Below are 15,193 nucleotides of genomic sequence, written 5' to 3'. Positions count from 1 at the left end.
TTTATTGTTTATATTCTTTAGTTTTCGCCCTTATTGAGGTTATCAATAAAATTTCATAGTTTTATTTTGATTTTAATAGTTCAATAATCTCTTTTAATGCCTTAATTTCATCATCTTTTTGAGCTAATAACGTATCTTTCATTGCCAGTAAACTATTTAATTTTTCATTTTCAGCTGTTAATACTTCATTAGTACCGAAATGACTGTTAGTTAAGTTATAAGAATTATCACCGCCTACCGCAAAGAAAATTGATCTATCCTTACAAGTAATTAATTCGCCCATATCAATATTAAATACATTCGCAATTTGCTGTAATTTATCTAAATTAATACTGCTTTGTCCACGTTCAATTTTGGCATATCCATTCGGCGACATCGAAAGTTTTTCTGCCATTTCTTCTTGCGACCATTGATTGATTTCTCTCATTACGCGAATTTTATCGTGGACTTCCATTTTATTTCCTTAGAGTGCGGTTTTGGGTAGTGGCAGATAAGTTTTTGATACTGTTAGTTTGTGGTAAAAAACTGGGGGTAGTATAACATTTACGCAAAATTTATACAAAATTTTATGGTATGCGTAATGATTAATGGCTCGTTTTTAGGTGATGTGGCTAGAATTCTGGCAGATACTAATTAAGGTATAAGTACTAGGGAAATATTTAATTATTATAATAAATACGCTTCAACATATAACAAAAAGATTAAACATACATCAGCATCTCTTGCTAAAGAGGTATTAAACAAAGCACAATCCTTACGAGGAAATTTAGCTTGCTTTTAGCTTGAGCAATAGTTTTCCATTATTAGAGATTTATGCGGTTTAGAACAATTTTCCAATAATGCACAAGTAAATAAGCTAAAACTAACTTAGTAATAAGATATTACTCTCATCTAGCTCCACAATAAATCGCTGAATAAATTTTAGAAACGGTTAATCAAGTCAGAAATTGGTTAGATGATTACCCTGAAGTTAAAAAACACTATGAGAGTGCATTAGAGAAAAAATAATAAAATCTATGAAATAAATCTAGTTGATGATTTGCGCCCTGTTCTTGAATCTTTAGTTAAAATATTCTTAAGAAAACAGAAATCATTAGAAAATTTGAAATCTGAGTTAGGTAAATTCCTAGATGAAAGAAATATTAACATGGAAGTCAAAAATTTTTATATAGCTATTATTTTTGACTTTTTCACTAAGTGTCAAAATGAAAATGTAAAACATAATATTAATTTTAAAGATATTGAAAGAGATTTCAATTTTAACTAGACCTCAGTTTTTATGAAATTTTTAATAAATTTAACATTCTCAAAAAAAGTTATTGGCAACAGCTGCACGGCTAGGATTAACTGCTTGTAGTTTAGGTGGTAAGGGATAATATAAATTTTTTTGAATTGTAGCAATAAGTTATCTATTTATAAAATGAAGAAGTTTTATTTTTACTTTTACTTTGTAAGGTAAGTTTTATGTCTAAATTTGATACGATCACGCGCTTAAATAGGTTAATTAATGCCGGAGCAAATCGGGATTATGTGACGGCTGTAAGTGCAATATGGTTTTTGCAAGCAAGTAATGATCCTAATACCTTGGAATCACAAAAAATTGTACCTGTCATTTTAGGTACTTTAGAAAACTTCTTTGTAGATGAGGCGAAAGTAGTAGATGAAGATGTTTACCTCTTGTTTGTAGAAACAATTAGAAAAAGTGAGTACGGAGCTCTTTTTGATGAAGGTCAAGCTATTTTTGATGTTGGTAGAGAGGAAATTTTAAAAAGTTTTTCTTCAGGAAGGGATACTGTAATGGATATTTATGCTCATTATGCGAATGTGATACTTAGAACGACAAAACAACAAGACAAACAAAGATTGCTACAAATTTTAGAATTATTAGCAGAGAAGGTCGATATGATGTGCATTTTGGCAAGTAAAGCAGAGTCGGAGCTTTTTTAGGTAGTCAGATTTAACCTTTACCATTTTATTTTAAAAGGGCGTCTTATGTCATTAATTAAACAAGTAGGAAGGATCTTATTTAGTTCAAGCATTAAGTCTAATACTGGAGATCAATATACGGATAAGGTATCCCATAAAGTTTACGAACAAGGTGTAATGTTTCTATCGCAAGAAAATTATGAAGAAGCACTTAATCTCTTTAAAAAAGCGGCTTCTTTTGGACATATTTCTGCTAAATATAATCTTGCTCTCATGCTTTTCAATGGGATGGGGGATTATCCTGATTTTACGCTTGCACGTAAGTTATTTCAAGATGCTAAAAGTGGAGGACACGCACGCTGTGATGAGTTTCTGAATTTTATGCAAGAAGTAGACGAAATTTTCTCGGAGGATGTCATGTTTATGACACTTGCTTTTAATCCAACTTTTATAAAAAACGCTGAGTTATCGCTTGCTACATTTGGTATAAGACCAGAAATTCAGGCAGGAAAAATCATTTATCTTATTTCTCGTTATTTTATATCTAAATTAAAAAATAATCCTAATTCTGTAAAAATATTTTTAGCCTATCATGAAGACTTTTTAGATGAAGATGAGTTTGATTTAGAAGATCTTAAAGAGAATGGGCTTTATCAATCAAATCTTGATGTATCTGATTTTACTGGTCTATTGACTTTTGGGGATATTACAAACTCTATTGATGAAGTAATTTGGGAAAACGTAAAACAGAATTTTAACTTAGAAGATTATGAACTTTATGATGCTAAGTTTAGAATTGTTAGAGAAGTTATAAAAAATATTCATCATTTATAATTTAATTGAGGTACATAATGGGATTTTTAGATATTTTTAGAAAGAAAAATAATGTTATAGAACCTGTAAGAGCAAGTATTTCTACAACCAATAAGATTTTAAATACTTTAAATACAGAAGTCAGTGAAACAGGAAAAGTAGCTTATGATTTAGGAATGCGATATTTAAATGAGTATCCTATCAACTTTGAACTTGCGAGAGAAAATTTTAGAAAGGCAGTTAGTCTAGGATACATGAAGGCTAAACAGGCGGCTGAAGTCATAGGATTGAATGAGTCAAATAAAATAAATTCAAATAATGCATACGAATTAATGTTAAAGGCAATTTCAACTTACAAAAATAATCAGAGACATATTGGAGATCTTGTTTATTTTATTACTTATGATCTCAAATTTAATGTTTTTGATACAAGTTCTAATCCAACTTATTATGCTTCAAGATTTGTAGACTATGAAATTTATTGTATGCGTGAATATGGTAATGAAGCTGTTGAAAGTTTTCATAATAAATCTTCATTGAGACATTGGATACTTCAATATAAAGATGATTGGGAGTCAGGAGAAATGTCGAAACATTCTGAATACCTTAATGAAAAACCATTTCCGATAATTTCTGCATTAAGTGGTATTTCAATGGTGAATGGTGATATGGCTGTTTTAAGAGCTGCTGTTGTAGCAGATATTTTGGATAACTACTTATAAGTAGTAAGGAAAAACAATGTTTTCAAAATTATTTTCTAGTTTAATTGGTAATAGAAAAGATAGTTCAGTAAATGATATGATAAAAGATATGGAAAAAATTGTCATTTTGCGATTTAGAGGTATTTCAGAACAAAGTGGAGGTAAACTTGCACCGACAAGAAAAACAAGTGATGATGAAATCTTAAAGGTATATCGTACTGTCTTATCAAAATTTAGAGAAGCAGCAAGAGATAGAGAAGAGCATATTCCTGCAGCAAATTTAAATTATATTGCATTGATGTTATTACAAATGTATGAAAATGTTGGAGAAGAATTCTTTTTAGAACATTTAGCATATCAGATTAGTTATTATAGCCAAAATGGGTTAAGGGAAGATTATAAGCGTGAATTAAATTTATTCTAATGCAAACTGAAGCCCTTTTCTCTAATATTGCTGCTCGTATCAGTACAGAGCTTTCCCAAGCAGAAAGCTCTATTTATATTGCTGTGGCTTGGCTTACAAATCGAGATTTATTTGATATTTTGGTGTATAAAGCTAGGTCAGGTGTGACCGTACAGTTGCTACTTTCTAATGATGAAATAAATCAAAATAGTGTATTAGATTTTTCTTGCTTAAAAATAGGTAATTCTGTTGCTTATTTAGTCGGTGATGGTAAAAGTGATTTAATGCATAATAAATTTTGTGTGATTGATCGATGCGTAGTTATTACTGGATCTTATAACTGGAGTTATAAAGCTGAGAAGAATAATCACGAAAATATTGTGATCACGACTAATGATTTTGAGTTGGCTGATCAGTTTATTTTTCAATTTAAAAAAATTCGTGATAACTATTTTGCTTATCAAGAGTCTATTGAATTCCCAGTAGGCAAAATCATCAAGCGGCTAGAAATTCTTAAAAACTATGTCATATTGGAAGACGAGGAGGATATTGAGCGTGAAAGCCGAAAACTATCGACTTATCAATTTCAGCAGGATATAGCTCAAATTATTCAAGCCTTATCTGAAAATGCTTTTGAACGTGCCATATGGCTAATTGATGAGTTTATTAAGCGCAATCACAAAGTGGTTATTTATGGTGATATAGATATTTCGGCACTAAAACTTGAAATTCGATATTTAGAACATCAACTAAATGCGTATGATGATGAAAAAGTAGAATTAGAAAAAACATTAATGTTGTTCCAAAATCGTCATGCGAAAGAACTTGGAAAATATATCTCTCGTTTATTGCACTTACGCAAATTAAAATTCATTTGGGACGATAAAAAATTTGCGGAAGCAGAGCAAGATGAGCGAGAATATCATCAACAACTTGAAGAAGAAAATGAGAAAGATATTCAAATATTAGATGATAAGAAACAAAAGGAATTAAAGCGAGCCTATAAAAAAGCGAGTATTCTGTGCCATCCCGATAAAGTGGCTGATGAAATGAAGGAAAAAGCGACAGAAACTTTTACTCAATTAAAGCAAGCCTATGAGGAAAATAATTTAGAACTTGTTCAAGAGATTTTAGCAAATTTAGAACAGGGAAAATTTTCTAGCTCTCAAACAGGTTCAAACGGAGAAAAAGAAAAACTTAAATTAAAAATTCAACGGTTACGGGAAAAGATTCAGCAACTTGAAGCAGACATTTATGCGATTAAAGAAAGTAACGAATATCAAACTATTGCCGCTATTGAGGATTGGGACGAATACTTCGAAACAACTCGAGAACGATTACAAGACGAAATTGAACAAATTGAATCTGAACTAGATGCGTAGATTATTTTTAGAATAAAATAGAATCTCTGCCACAATTTGTGTAAATACCTGTTTCTGAGATAATACATCAGATACAGGTATTTTCTTATGAATGAAAAACAACTCTACGCCTTATACACCTTAGTGAAGGAATTTGCCAAAAAACTAAAAGTATACGTAATAGCTACACCAGGTTCCAAACAAGATTGGCAGTATTTAGGTTTTACACCGAAAGTTTAATTCTGTTGGAAAAAACAAGACAGTAACATTCCTTCAATGTTTTCTTATTCAGAAAAATATGTGCAGATGTTAGTAGAAAAGGACTTTTAGTTATTTTATAAAAAAGTAAAGCGATAACTTTTAGGAGAATTATCGCTTTTTTATTTCAGGAAAGATTATTTAACTTTCACAATCCAGCCTTCAGGTGCTTCGATATCACCGAATTGGATGCCAGTGAGTTCTTCATAAAGGCGACGTGTTACTGGGCCAACTTCAGTTTCAGAATAGAATACATGGAATTGTCCTTTATGTTGGATTCCGCCAACGGGTGAAATGACCGCTGCAGTACCACAAGCGCCAGCTTCAGCAAATTGATTTAGCTGATCGATATAAACATCACCTTCAATTGCTTCCATACCTAAACGCTCTTTTGCGATATGTAAAAGAGAGTATTTGGTGATACTTGGTAAAATAGATTCTGATTTTGGTGTGATAAATTTATTATCTTTGGTGATCCCAAAGAAGTTTGCCGCACCGACTTCTTCAATTTTAGTGTGAGTTTTTGGATCTAAATAAATGGCATCAGCGAATTTACGTTCTGGCGTACCTTGTTCAGCCGCTAATACGTGTGGAAGAAGGCTTGCAGCGTAGTTACCACCCACTTTTACGCCACCAGTTCCCATTGGTGCAGCGCGATCGTATTCGGTGGTAATAAAGTTAGATGGTGTTAAACCACCTTTGAAATAGGCACCCACTGGGCAGCAGAATACAGAGAAAATAAATTCAGGCGCAGCTTTCACACCGATGTTTTCACCTACGCCAATTAAGAATGGGCGTAAGTATAGGGTTGCGCCAGAGCCATAAGGGCCGACCCATTCTTCGTTCGCTTTCACTACTTCTTTACATGCACGGATAAATAATTCAGTGGGCACTTGTGGCATGAGTAAACGATCTGAAGTATGTTGCATACGTTTTGCATTTTCTTGTGGGCGGAATAAGTTGATTGAACCGTCTTTGCAACGGTAAGCTTTTAAGCCTTCAAAACATTGTTGACCGTAGTGAAGTGCGGTAGAACCTTCGTGAATATGTAAGGTATTGTCTGTTGTGAGTTTGCCTTCATCCCATTTACCATCTTTCCAGTGTGCAATGAAACGGTAATCTGTTTTAATATAACTAAAACCAAGGTTATTCCAGTCTAAATCTTTCATTTTACTTCCTTAATATTATTTTTTTGAATGAAATGCCACTTAATCTACACCATTCCAGAAGTGATTTAAATAATAAATTCTCGAAATTATGCAATTTTTAGCCAATTAAAAAGGAATAATGAAATTTTGGAAACAGGGCAGGAAATAAAGATATAGTTATGCTAAAATCGGGATGAAAAAAACGCCACTCAATGAGAGCAGCGTTTAACCAAATCGGTTTAATAATATACAGGAAGTAAATGAGTAACATATTTGTTACTCAAGTTCGGTTACCCGAACTATATGCAAACACAACATCATACTTAAGTCCGAAACTCATTAACTAGTAAGGAATTACCAATCATTAAGTATGGTTGTATTGTAAGGAAAAAGGGTAGGAAAGGACAAATGACGTTTTTTTATTTGAAGTATTAGAAAAACTAATCCGAATTAAATCTTGTCTATTATAGACAAAAATTTTATGAATGGAAATACTTATGTATAAACGTTTGCCACCGTTAAATTCGCTAAAAGCTTTTGAGTCAGCTGCTCGTTATTTAAGTTTTACTAAAGCAGCAGATGAGCTTTGTGTGACACAAGCGGCAGTTAGTCATCAAATTAAATTATTAGAAGAGTTCTTAGGAATTGAATTATTTAAGAGAAAGAATCGTTCTTTAGAATTAACAGAGCTTGGAAAAGCTTATTTTGTTGATATTAACAAAATTCTGCGCCGCTTAAATGAAGCAACAGAGCGATTGTTAACGTTAAAAACGGATCCGCATTTAAATATTAGCGTGCCACAAACTTTTGGTATTCAATGGCTCGTGCCACATTTAAGTGAATTTAATCAGCTTTATCCGCAAATTGAGGTGCGTTTAACTGGTGTGGATCAAGATGAAGGATTGTTAAATAAAGAAATTGATCTTGCTATTTATTATGGTTTGGGTAATTGGCAGAATCTACAAGTTGATCGTCTTGGCGGAGAAAATTTATTGATTTTAGCCTCGCCCGAATTGCTAGCAGAAAATCCAATTATTCAGCCTGAAGATTTAAAAAAACACACATTAATTCACATTCATACGCGTGATAATTGGCAAGCGATGGCAAATCATTTACAGTTAGATGATTTAAATATTCAGCAAGGGCCGTTATTTAGCCATACATTTATGGCATTACAGGCCGCGATTCATGGGCAAGGCATTGTATTAGCTAATCGCTTATTAGCTTTGCAAGAAATTGAAAATGACTCATTAAAAGTGGTGTTGCCAACCAATTTACCTGATCCAAAATCATTTTATGTGGTCAATCATCTTGATCGCCTAGATGACCAAAAAATTCAAGCATTTCGTCAGTGGATTATTAACTCAATTAAACAAGAAGAAAATGAATAAACTCGCATTATATTGTCGCCCAGGTTTTGAGAAAGAAGTTGCCGCAGAGATCACCGATCAAGCAAGCAATTTAGGTGTATTTGGTTTTGCACGAGTACAAGATAATTCGGGCTATGTCATTTTTGAATGTTATCAACCTGATGAGGCTGATCGCCTTGCCCGAGACATTCCTTTTAATCGTTTGATTTTTGCTCGTCAGATGGTTGTGGTTTCTGATTTATTGGAAGATTTAGAGCCCGCTGATCGTATTAGTCCCATCGTGGCGGCGTTTGAAGAATTATCACAACAAGTTAATTTTGCTCAATCTAGTGAGCTTTTTGTCGAAACAGCAGACACAAATGAAGCGAAAGAGCTTTCCACTTTTTGTCGTAAATTTACCGTGCCTTTACGTCAGGCATTGAAAAAACAGGGCTGGCTTTCTGCAAAAGCAACTCAAAAGAGCGGTCAATTTTTACATTGCTTTTTTGTAAAACCGAATTGCTGTTATGTGGGATATTCTTATGTAGATAATCATTCTTCGCATTTTATGGGAATCCCTCGTTTAAAATTTCCGGCAGATGCACCAAGTCGATCTACGTTAAAACTAGAAGAGGCTATTTTGACTTTTATTCCGCGTAAAGAAGAGAATAAACGTTTAAATGAAAATATGATTGGCGTTGATTTAGGGGCTTGTCCTGGCGGTTGGACGTATCAATTAGTCAAACGAGGTTTATTTGTTTATGCAGTTGATCACGGAAAAATGGCAGCGAGTTTGCATGATACGGGGCGCATTCAACATTGCGCGGAAGATGGTTTTAAATTTCAGCCTCCTAAAAGGAAAAAAGTGGATTGGTTAGTCTGTGATATGGTGGAAAAACCAAGTCGTATTTCTTTATTGATTGGCAAATGGTTGTTAAATGGTTGGTGCAGAGAAACGATCTTCAATTTAAAATTACCCATGAAAAAACGTTATCAGGAAGTTGTATTATGTTTAGAAAACTTGGCTGTTATGTTGGCTGAGCAGAATTTGAATTTTGAGATTCAAGCAAAACATTTATATCACGATCGTGAAGAAATCACGGTTCATATAGCATTAAAATCTTGAGTGAATTGTTTTCATAACCAAAAAGGACGTCGCGAATGAATTTACACGAATACCAAGCAAAACAACTATTTGAGCATTATGGATTACCCGTAAAAAATGGGGCTGTCTGTCAATCTGTTGATGAAGTAGATTTGGTACTGGCTCAACTTTCAGGCGATAAGTGGGCAGCGAAATGCCAAGTTCATGCGGGTGGGCGTGGTAAAGCGGGTGGCGTTAAATTAGTGCACGATGTAGAGGAAGCTAGATCTTTTGCAGAAAAATGGCTAGGACAACGTTTAGTCACTTTTCAAACGGATAAATCAGGTCAGCCAGTAAACCAGATTTATTTTGAAGAAACCTGCGATATTGATAAAGAATTTTACTTAAGTGCGGTTGTTGATCGCGCTTCTCAAAAAGTGGTGTTTATTGCTTCCCCAGCGGGTGGAATGGATATTGAAGAAGTCGCTCAAAATTCACCGCACTTACTTCATAAAGTCATTATTGATCCTTTATTTGGAGGATTGCCTTATCAAGGCCGTGAATTAGCGTTTAAATTAGGGTTAAGTGGTACGCAAAACAAACAGTTTACCGATATCTTTATGGGCTTATCTCGTTTGTTTTTAGAAAAAGATTTATCTTTAGTGGAAGTCAATCCGCTTGTTCTCACTAAACAAGGCAATTTGGTTTGTCTCGACGCTAAAATATCTGTTGATGATAACGCTTTATTTCGTCATAAAGATTTATTGGCACTGCAAGATTTAACTCAAAATGATGCTCGTGAAGCAGAAGCTGAAAAATTCCAGTTAAACTATGTGGCTTTAGAGGGCGATATTGGTTGTATGGTAAACGGGGCTGGGCTTGCAATGGGCACCATGGATATTGTGAAACTCTATGGCGGGAAGCCTGCGAATTTTCTTGATGTGGGTGGTGGTGCAACGAAAGAACGGGTTGCTGAAGCATTCAAAATTATTTTAACCGATCCTTCCGTGAAGGTGATTTTAGTGAATATTTTTGGTGGCATTGTTCGTTGTGATTTGATTGCTGAAGGCGTGATTGCTGCAGTAAATGAAGTGGGCGTGAGAGTGCCTGTGGTTGTGCGATTAGAAGGAACGAATGCTGAAATCGGTCGCCAAATTTTAGCGGAAAGCGACGTTAATATTCTTACCGCGCACAGTTTACAACAAGCCGCAGAATTAGCCGTGAATGCAGCAAAAGGAGAACACAAATGGCGATTTTAATTGATAAAAATACTAAAGTGATTTGCCAAGGTTTTACTGGTGGACAAGGGACTTTTCATTCTGAACAAGCATTAGCCTACGGAACGCAATTAGTTGGTGGCGTATCGCCAAATAAAGGTGGAACTACCCATCTTGGTTTGCCTGTATTTAATACAGTTCGTGAAGCTGTCGAAAATACGGGGGCAACTGCGACTGTCATTTATGTGCCAGCACCATTTTGTAAAGATGCCATAATTGAAGCCATTGATGCAGGGATTAAGTTAATTGTCTGTATTACTGAAGGCATCCCTACATTGGATATGCTTAAGGTAAAACAAAAATTAAATGAAACTGGCGTTGTGATGATTGGACCAAATTGCCCGGGGGTGATTACGCCTGATGAATGTAAAATCGGCATCATGCCGGGACACATACATAAAAAAGGCAAAGTGGGGATTGTTTCTCGTTCTGGTACTTTAACGTATGAAGCGGTAAAACAAACTACCGATGAAGGCTTTGGACAATCGACTTGTGTGGGTATTGGTGGCGATCCCATTCCAGGCTCTAGTTTTATTGATATTCTTGAAAGATTTCAACAAGATGCCAAAACAGAAGCCATTGTGATGATTGGCGAGATCGGCGGTTCCTCAGAGGAAGAAGCGGCAACCTTCATTAAAGATAACGTCACCAAACCAGTGGTAGCTTATATTGCTGGGATTACTGCGCCAAAAGGCAAACGGATGGGGCATGCTGGTGCGATTATTAGTGGCGGAAAAGGCACTGCCGCAGAAAAAATTGCTGCGCTTGAGGCAGCAGGTGTGACTTGTGTAAAAAGTCTCGCTGAAATTGGTGCAGCCTTGAGAAAAGTATTAAAATAATTTCAGAAAATTAACCGCACTTTAGTTTGATAAGGCGTAGATTGACTCTCTACGCCTTTATTTTTATATGCTCGCCATTATAAAGTGAGCGCAAAACTGCTATAATCAGCGCACACTTTTTAAGGAAGAAACACATGAGCCAATTTTTTTATATCCACCCTGAAAATCCACAAGCGCGCTTGATTAATCAAGCCGTAGAGATTTTACAAAAAGGCGGTGTGATTGTGTATCCGACGGACTCGGGCTATGCCTTAGGCTGTATGATGGGCGATAAACATGCAATGGATCGCATTGTGGCGATTCGTAAATTGCCTGAAGGACATAATTTTACGTTGGTGTGTAGTGATTTGTCGGAACTTTCAACTTACGCAATGGTGAGCAATACTGCGTATCGTTTGATTAAAAATAATACGCCGGGGCGTTATACTTTTATTCTTACTGCAACGAAAGAATTACCACGCCGTTTAATGACATCAAAACGTAAAACCATTGGTTTACGCGTACCAGATAATAAGATCGCTTTAGATTTACTTTCAGCCTTAGGTGAGCCGATTTTATCTTGTTCGTTAATGTTGCCAGGTGAAGAACATACCACGCAATCTGATCCTGAGGAAATTCGAGATCGTTTGGAACACCAAGTCGATTTAATTATTCATGGTGGATATTTAGGGCAAGAGCCTACAACAGTGGTGGATTTAACGGAAGAATCGCCAGTGATTTTGCGCGAAGGAAGTGGAAGTACTGCTCCTTTTATTTAACTTATAGACGCTTGTGAAAGCGACCTTTCCATTATTTAAGGAAAACAATGAAACCTAGTCAAAAACAAACTCAAAGACAACCGCACTTTTCCAAAGATTCAGCAAAGAAAAGTGATTTTTCAGCTAAAAATGATAGACGTTCAGTGTCTCGTAATGCTCGCGTAGAAACGACAAATACGAAAAAAAGTGCGGTTAATTCTGACAATAAATTTTTAGCTAAGCCAAAAGCGAAACCTGTTGCAAAATCCTCGAATCAACCTAAAGCAGAGGGCGAAAAATTACAGAAAGTTTTAGCGCGTGCTGGGCAAGGCTCTCGTCGTGAAATTGAAACGATGATTGCCGCAGGCCGAGTGAGCGTAGAGGGTAAAATTGCGACTTTAGGCGATCGTATTGACGTACATTCTGGCGTGAAAGTGCGTATTGATGGCCAAATTATTAATCTTAGCCACGCACAAAAAGAAATTTGCCGCGTGTTAATGTATTACAAACCTGAAGGTGAACTTTGTACTCGTAGCGATCCTGAAGGGCGAGCCACAGTGTTTGATCGTTTGCCGCGTTTAACAGGCTCTCGTTGGATTGCGGTGGGACGTCTAGATATTAATACATCGGGTTTATTGCTTTTTACCACTGATGGTGAGCTGGCAAATCGCTTAATGCACCCAAGCCGTGAAGTGGAACGTGAATATTCCGTGCGTGTATTTGGTCAAGTGGATGATGCAATGTTAGCGCGTTTACGCAAGGGCGTTCAGCTTGAAGATGGCCCAGCCAACTTTAAAGAAATTAAATTTACAGGTGGTGTGGGGATTAACCAATGGTATGACGTAACCTTGATGGAAGGACGTAATCGTGAGGTGCGCCGTTTATGGGAATCCCAAGGGATTCAAGTCAGTCGCTTGATTCGTATTCGTTACGGCAATATCAAACTGATGAAAGGTTTGCCTCGTGGTGGCTGGGAAGAAATGGATCTTGAAAACGTCAATTACTTGCGCGAGCTTGTGGGATTACCGGCTGAAACCGAAACGAAATTAGATGTTACACAACCACGTCGTCGTCCAAAATCAGGGCAAATTCGTAAAGCGGTAAAACGTTATTCTGAACTTAGCAAACGTTATAAAAAATAAGGACTTTTTTTATGAAAATGCAGCAACTGCGGTATATTGTTGAAATTGCTAACCATAATTTAAATGTAACTGAAGCGGCTAATGCGCTTTATACGTCACAGCCTGGAATTAGTAAGCAAGTTCGGTTGCTGGAAGATGAATTAGGTCTAGAAATTTTTGAACGTCATGGCAAGCATATAAAATCAATTACGCCAGCAGGGAAAAAGATTATTTCGATTGCACGCGAGTTACTTGTTAAAGCGCAAGGTATCCGTGCTGTTGCCGATGAATATACTCAGCCAAATCACGGTGTATTACGTATTGCGACGACAAATACTCAGGCACGTTATATGCTGCCAAGCGTGATTGAACGTTTTTCTAAAAAATATCCTGATGTGAGTTTGCATATTCACCAAGGTTCGCCAACACAAATTCATGATGCATTAATGTCGGGAGAGGTGGATTTGGCGATTACCACCGAAGCGCCTTATTTATTTGATGATTTGGTTCAGATTCCATGCTATTGGTGGAATCGCGCAGTGATTGTTACGCCAGAACATCCGCTTGCCAAAGTGAAAGAATTGACGATTGAGGAATTAGGTAAATATCCTCTTGTGACCTACACTTTTGGTTTTACAGGTGTTTCTGATTTAGATTACGCATTTAATAGCGCAGGAATTTTGCCGAATATAGTCTTTACGGCTACCGATGCCGATATCATTAAGACTTATGTACGCTTAGGCTTAGGGGTGGGTATTATGGCATCTATGGCTCATACTCCATCAGATACAGATCTTGTGGCAATTGATGCCAGTCATTTGTTCCGCCCGAGTATGACGAATATTGCATTTAAACATAGCACCTTCTTACGTAATTATATGTACGATTTTATGGAATATTTTTCACCGCACTTAACTCGTAGTGTTGTGGAAAAAGCAGAACGCTTGCGTGATAACAATTCAGTGAAAAAATTATTTGAAGGCATAGAATTGGAAACAAGATAACAATGTATAAATGAAGTGCGGTTGAAATTTAATAAGAATTTCAACCGCACTTTTTTATACTAAAAATAGAACTGGAACAAGGTTCATCACACCGACTGTCGCGATAGAAAGTAATAATCTTGATGCGCCAAAAATAAAACCACGATTAGTGCCATTATCAAATTTTACTAATAAGTTTGCCATCGCCGTGAGGGCATATACTTCAATGACTGTAAAAATGACGAGATAGACATAGGCGGAAAATACGGAAAGATAATGTAAGGTGATAAACCAAGGCACGATAATTCCAATAGCCAACAGAGGGGCAACCCATGCTGCTTGTTTGATTGTTAAATTAATTTTTCGGGAAAAATAGCTTTGTAATAGCACGGTGAGTAAACCATTGCCAAATAATGCTATCGGCGAATGTTCAGGCATGCCAAGTTTATTGTTAAATAAAAATGGGAAAATGACAAAGAAAGAGCTTGCAATGGCAAGAGGTAAAAATAGCATTAAATGCACTATTAGAAATTCTTTTGTAATAATTACTTTGATTTGTGTAAAGCGAAATTTTACCAACGTTTGTAAGGTTTGAATTTGATAGAAAGGCTTCACCATTAAGGCGAATAATACGGTTTCCATTGAAAAACAGACCCAAATGAGTAAGTCGATATGTTCGTATTTAATAAAGGGGATAACTAAAAGCGGCGCAAACATGGATGACATGGAGGTCACTTTTAGGTATTTTCCTTGCAAGCGCGTTTTTTCTTTGTATTCATCTCCAGCCAGCACAAGCAAGCAGGCTTTGGCGTTGGTTCCAAATAAGCAACTACCTAAACCAAAACAAGTGGTCGCAATAAGAAGTAATAAATAATTATCTGCTGCGAGAAAGAAAATATAAGCGATTACATCTAAAAAACAGCCGAGCAACATCATTTTGGCTAAACCATAACGATCGCCCCAAATACCAGCAAGAATGGAAAGGGCTTGGTTTGAGAAAAAGAGTAGCGATAAGGAAAAGGCAATTTCGCTGTTGCTCAATCCTTTACTTTGTAGATAAATCAGAAATACCGTTTGCACAGAAAAAAAGGCAAGGGTGGAAAAGAAACGCCGAGTCAGTAAAAGTTTTTGTAAATTCATAGAGTCAAATGATAAAAAAGAAAAGCACGCGTTGAATAACGCGCGCCATGAAT

General features: G+C 36.0%; 16 protein-coding genes. 13 read left to right on the top strand and 3 right to left on the bottom strand.

Annotated elements, in window-relative coordinates; translation table 11 throughout:
* Positions 1–61: 61 nt before the first annotated feature.
* Positions 62–454 carry a helix-turn-helix domain-containing protein gene (locus tag HMPREF9096_RS06435; RefSeq protein WP_009500050.1) on the bottom strand — a complete coding sequence of 131 codons (393 nt, stop codon included), beginning with the start codon at positions 452–454 and terminating at the stop codon, positions 62–64.
* A gap of 1,010 nt (positions 455–1,464) precedes the next feature.
* Between HMPREF9096_RS06435 and HMPREF9096_RS06440 the strand changes: the two genes are divergently transcribed.
* The 6 genes from HMPREF9096_RS06440 to HMPREF9096_RS09455 all read left to right on the top strand — a co-directional run bounded on the left by HMPREF9096_RS06440 (position 1,465) and on the right by HMPREF9096_RS09455 (position 5,444).
* Positions 1,465–1,947: a hypothetical protein gene (locus tag HMPREF9096_RS06440; RefSeq protein ID WP_009500048.1), complete on the top strand. Its 483-nt coding sequence runs from the start codon at positions 1,465–1,467 to the stop codon at positions 1,945–1,947.
* A gap of 45 nt (positions 1,948–1,992) precedes the next feature.
* Positions 1,993–2,760: a tetratricopeptide repeat protein gene (locus HMPREF9096_RS06445; protein ID WP_009500047.1), complete on the top strand. Its 768-nt coding sequence runs from the start codon at positions 1,993–1,995 to the stop codon at positions 2,758–2,760.
* Between the two features lie 17 nt (positions 2,761–2,777).
* Entirely contained in the window at positions 2,778–3,461 is a 684-nt protein-coding gene (locus tag HMPREF9096_RS06450) for a hypothetical protein (protein ID WP_009500046.1), read from the top strand.
* 16 nt (positions 3,462–3,477) lie between these two features.
* On the top strand, positions 3,478–3,864 hold the full coding sequence (locus tag HMPREF9096_RS06455; protein ID WP_009500045.1) for a hypothetical protein: 387 nt from the start codon (positions 3,478–3,480) through the stop codon (positions 3,862–3,864).
* Complete coding sequence (locus tag HMPREF9096_RS06460) at positions 3,864–5,225, top strand: phospholipase D-like domain-containing protein (RefSeq protein ID WP_009500044.1); 1,362 nt, start codon at positions 3,864–3,866, stop codon at positions 5,223–5,225. The genes HMPREF9096_RS06455 and HMPREF9096_RS06460 overlap by 1 nt, the downstream gene beginning before the upstream one ends.
* A gap of 87 nt (positions 5,226–5,312) precedes the next feature.
* Positions 5,313–5,444, top strand: a complete 132-nt coding sequence (locus tag HMPREF9096_RS09455; protein WP_009500043.1) for a hypothetical protein — start codon at positions 5,313–5,315, stop codon at positions 5,442–5,444.
* Between the two features lie 155 nt (positions 5,445–5,599).
* On the opposite strand, the gene HMPREF9096_RS06465 is transcribed toward HMPREF9096_RS09455, so the two are convergent.
* Positions 5,600–6,631, bottom strand: a complete 1,032-nt coding sequence (locus HMPREF9096_RS06465) for a branched-chain amino acid aminotransferase (protein WP_009500042.1) — start codon at positions 6,629–6,631, stop codon at positions 5,600–5,602.
* Between the two features lie 476 nt (positions 6,632–7,107).
* On the opposite strand from HMPREF9096_RS06465, the gene HMPREF9096_RS06470 reads away from it, so the two are divergent.
* The 7 genes from HMPREF9096_RS06470 to cysB all read left to right on the top strand — a co-directional run bounded on the left by HMPREF9096_RS06470 (position 7,108) and on the right by cysB (position 14,021).
* Positions 7,108–8,001 carry a transcriptional regulator GcvA gene (locus HMPREF9096_RS06470; protein WP_032803287.1) on the top strand — a complete coding sequence of 298 codons (894 nt, stop codon included), beginning with the start codon at positions 7,108–7,110 and terminating at the stop codon, positions 7,999–8,001.
* Positions 7,994–9,085, top strand: a complete 1,092-nt coding sequence (gene rlmM, locus HMPREF9096_RS06475) for a 23S rRNA (cytidine(2498)-2'-O)-methyltransferase RlmM (protein WP_009500040.1) — start codon at positions 7,994–7,996, stop codon at positions 9,083–9,085. Before HMPREF9096_RS06470 ends, rlmM begins: the two co-directional genes overlap by 8 nt.
* 35 nt (positions 9,086–9,120) lie before the next feature.
* Complete coding sequence (gene sucC / locus HMPREF9096_RS06480; protein ID WP_009500039.1) at positions 9,121–10,302, top strand: ADP-forming succinate--CoA ligase subunit beta; 1,182 nt, start codon at positions 9,121–9,123, stop codon at positions 10,300–10,302.
* The gene (gene sucD, locus HMPREF9096_RS06485) at positions 10,290–11,159 is read left to right on the top strand and encodes a succinate--CoA ligase subunit alpha (RefSeq protein WP_009500038.1); all 870 of its coding nucleotides are present in this window, start codon (positions 10,290–10,292) and stop codon (positions 11,157–11,159) included. The genes sucC and sucD overlap by 13 nt, the downstream gene beginning before the upstream one ends.
* A gap of 134 nt (positions 11,160–11,293) precedes the next feature.
* Complete coding sequence (locus HMPREF9096_RS06490) at positions 11,294–11,917, top strand: L-threonylcarbamoyladenylate synthase (RefSeq protein WP_009500037.1); 624 nt, start codon at positions 11,294–11,296, stop codon at positions 11,915–11,917.
* A 47-nt stretch (positions 11,918–11,964) separates the two neighbouring features.
* Positions 11,965–13,038 carry a 23S rRNA pseudouridine(2605) synthase RluB gene (gene rluB / locus HMPREF9096_RS06495; protein ID WP_009500036.1) on the top strand — a complete coding sequence of 358 codons (1,074 nt, stop codon included), beginning with the start codon at positions 11,965–11,967 and terminating at the stop codon, positions 13,036–13,038.
* Positions 13,039–13,049: 11 nt separating this feature from the next.
* Positions 13,050–14,021 (top strand): HTH-type transcriptional regulator CysB, encoded by a 972-nt coding sequence (gene cysB / locus HMPREF9096_RS06500; protein ID WP_009500035.1) that lies wholly within the window; start codon positions 13,050–13,052, stop codon positions 14,019–14,021.
* Between the two features lie 54 nt (positions 14,022–14,075).
* Here the strand turns inward: cysB and HMPREF9096_RS06505 are convergent, their stop codons facing one another.
* Positions 14,076–15,140 carry an MFS transporter gene (locus HMPREF9096_RS06505; protein ID WP_009500034.1) on the bottom strand — a complete coding sequence of 355 codons (1,065 nt, stop codon included), beginning with the start codon at positions 15,138–15,140 and terminating at the stop codon, positions 14,076–14,078.
* Between the last annotated feature and the right edge of the window lie 53 nt (positions 15,141–15,193).

The organism is Haemophilus sp. oral taxon 851 str. F0397, from assembly GCF_000242295.1.
In the GTDB taxonomy this organism is placed as follows: Bacteria; Pseudomonadota; Gammaproteobacteria; order Enterobacterales; family Pasteurellaceae; genus Haemophilus.
Note: the sequence above shows the minus strand (reverse complement) of the source record. Positions and strands in the feature narration are given on the sequence as shown.

Coding starts and splice junctions, on each gene's coding strand:
- HMPREF9096_RS06435 (WP_009500050.1), bottom strand. CDS start 454: ATGGAAGTCCACGATAAAATTCGCGTAATGAGAGAAATCAATCAATGG.
- HMPREF9096_RS06440 (WP_009500048.1), top strand. CDS start 1,465: ATGTCTAAATTTGATACGATCACGCGCTTAAATAGGTTAATTAATGCC.
- HMPREF9096_RS06445 (WP_009500047.1), top strand. CDS start 1,993: ATGTCATTAATTAAACAAGTAGGAAGGATCTTATTTAGTTCAAGCATT.
- HMPREF9096_RS06450 (WP_009500046.1), top strand. CDS start 2,778: ATGGGATTTTTAGATATTTTTAGAAAGAAAAATAATGTTATAGAACCT.
- HMPREF9096_RS06455 (WP_009500045.1), top strand. CDS start 3,478: ATGTTTTCAAAATTATTTTCTAGTTTAATTGGTAATAGAAAAGATAGT.
- HMPREF9096_RS06460 (WP_009500044.1), top strand. CDS start 3,864: ATGCAAACTGAAGCCCTTTTCTCTAATATTGCTGCTCGTATCAGTACA.
- HMPREF9096_RS09455 (WP_009500043.1), top strand. CDS start 5,313: ATGAATGAAAAACAACTCTACGCCTTATACACCTTAGTGAAGGAATTT.
- HMPREF9096_RS06465 (WP_009500042.1), bottom strand. CDS start 6,631: ATGAAAGATTTAGACTGGAATAACCTTGGTTTTAGTTATATTAAAACA.
- HMPREF9096_RS06470 (WP_032803287.1), top strand. CDS start 7,108: ATGTATAAACGTTTGCCACCGTTAAATTCGCTAAAAGCTTTTGAGTCA.
- rlmM (WP_009500040.1), top strand. CDS start 7,994: ATGAATAAACTCGCATTATATTGTCGCCCAGGTTTTGAGAAAGAAGTT.
- sucC (WP_009500039.1), top strand. CDS start 9,121: ATGAATTTACACGAATACCAAGCAAAACAACTATTTGAGCATTATGGA.
- sucD (WP_009500038.1), top strand. CDS start 10,290: ATGGCGATTTTAATTGATAAAAATACTAAAGTGATTTGCCAAGGTTTT.
- HMPREF9096_RS06490 (WP_009500037.1), top strand. CDS start 11,294: ATGAGCCAATTTTTTTATATCCACCCTGAAAATCCACAAGCGCGCTTG.
- rluB (WP_009500036.1), top strand. CDS start 11,965: ATGAAACCTAGTCAAAAACAAACTCAAAGACAACCGCACTTTTCCAAA.
- cysB (WP_009500035.1), top strand. CDS start 13,050: ATGAAAATGCAGCAACTGCGGTATATTGTTGAAATTGCTAACCATAAT.
- HMPREF9096_RS06505 (WP_009500034.1), bottom strand. CDS start 15,140: ATGAATTTACAAAAACTTTTACTGACTCGGCGTTTCTTTTCCACCCTT.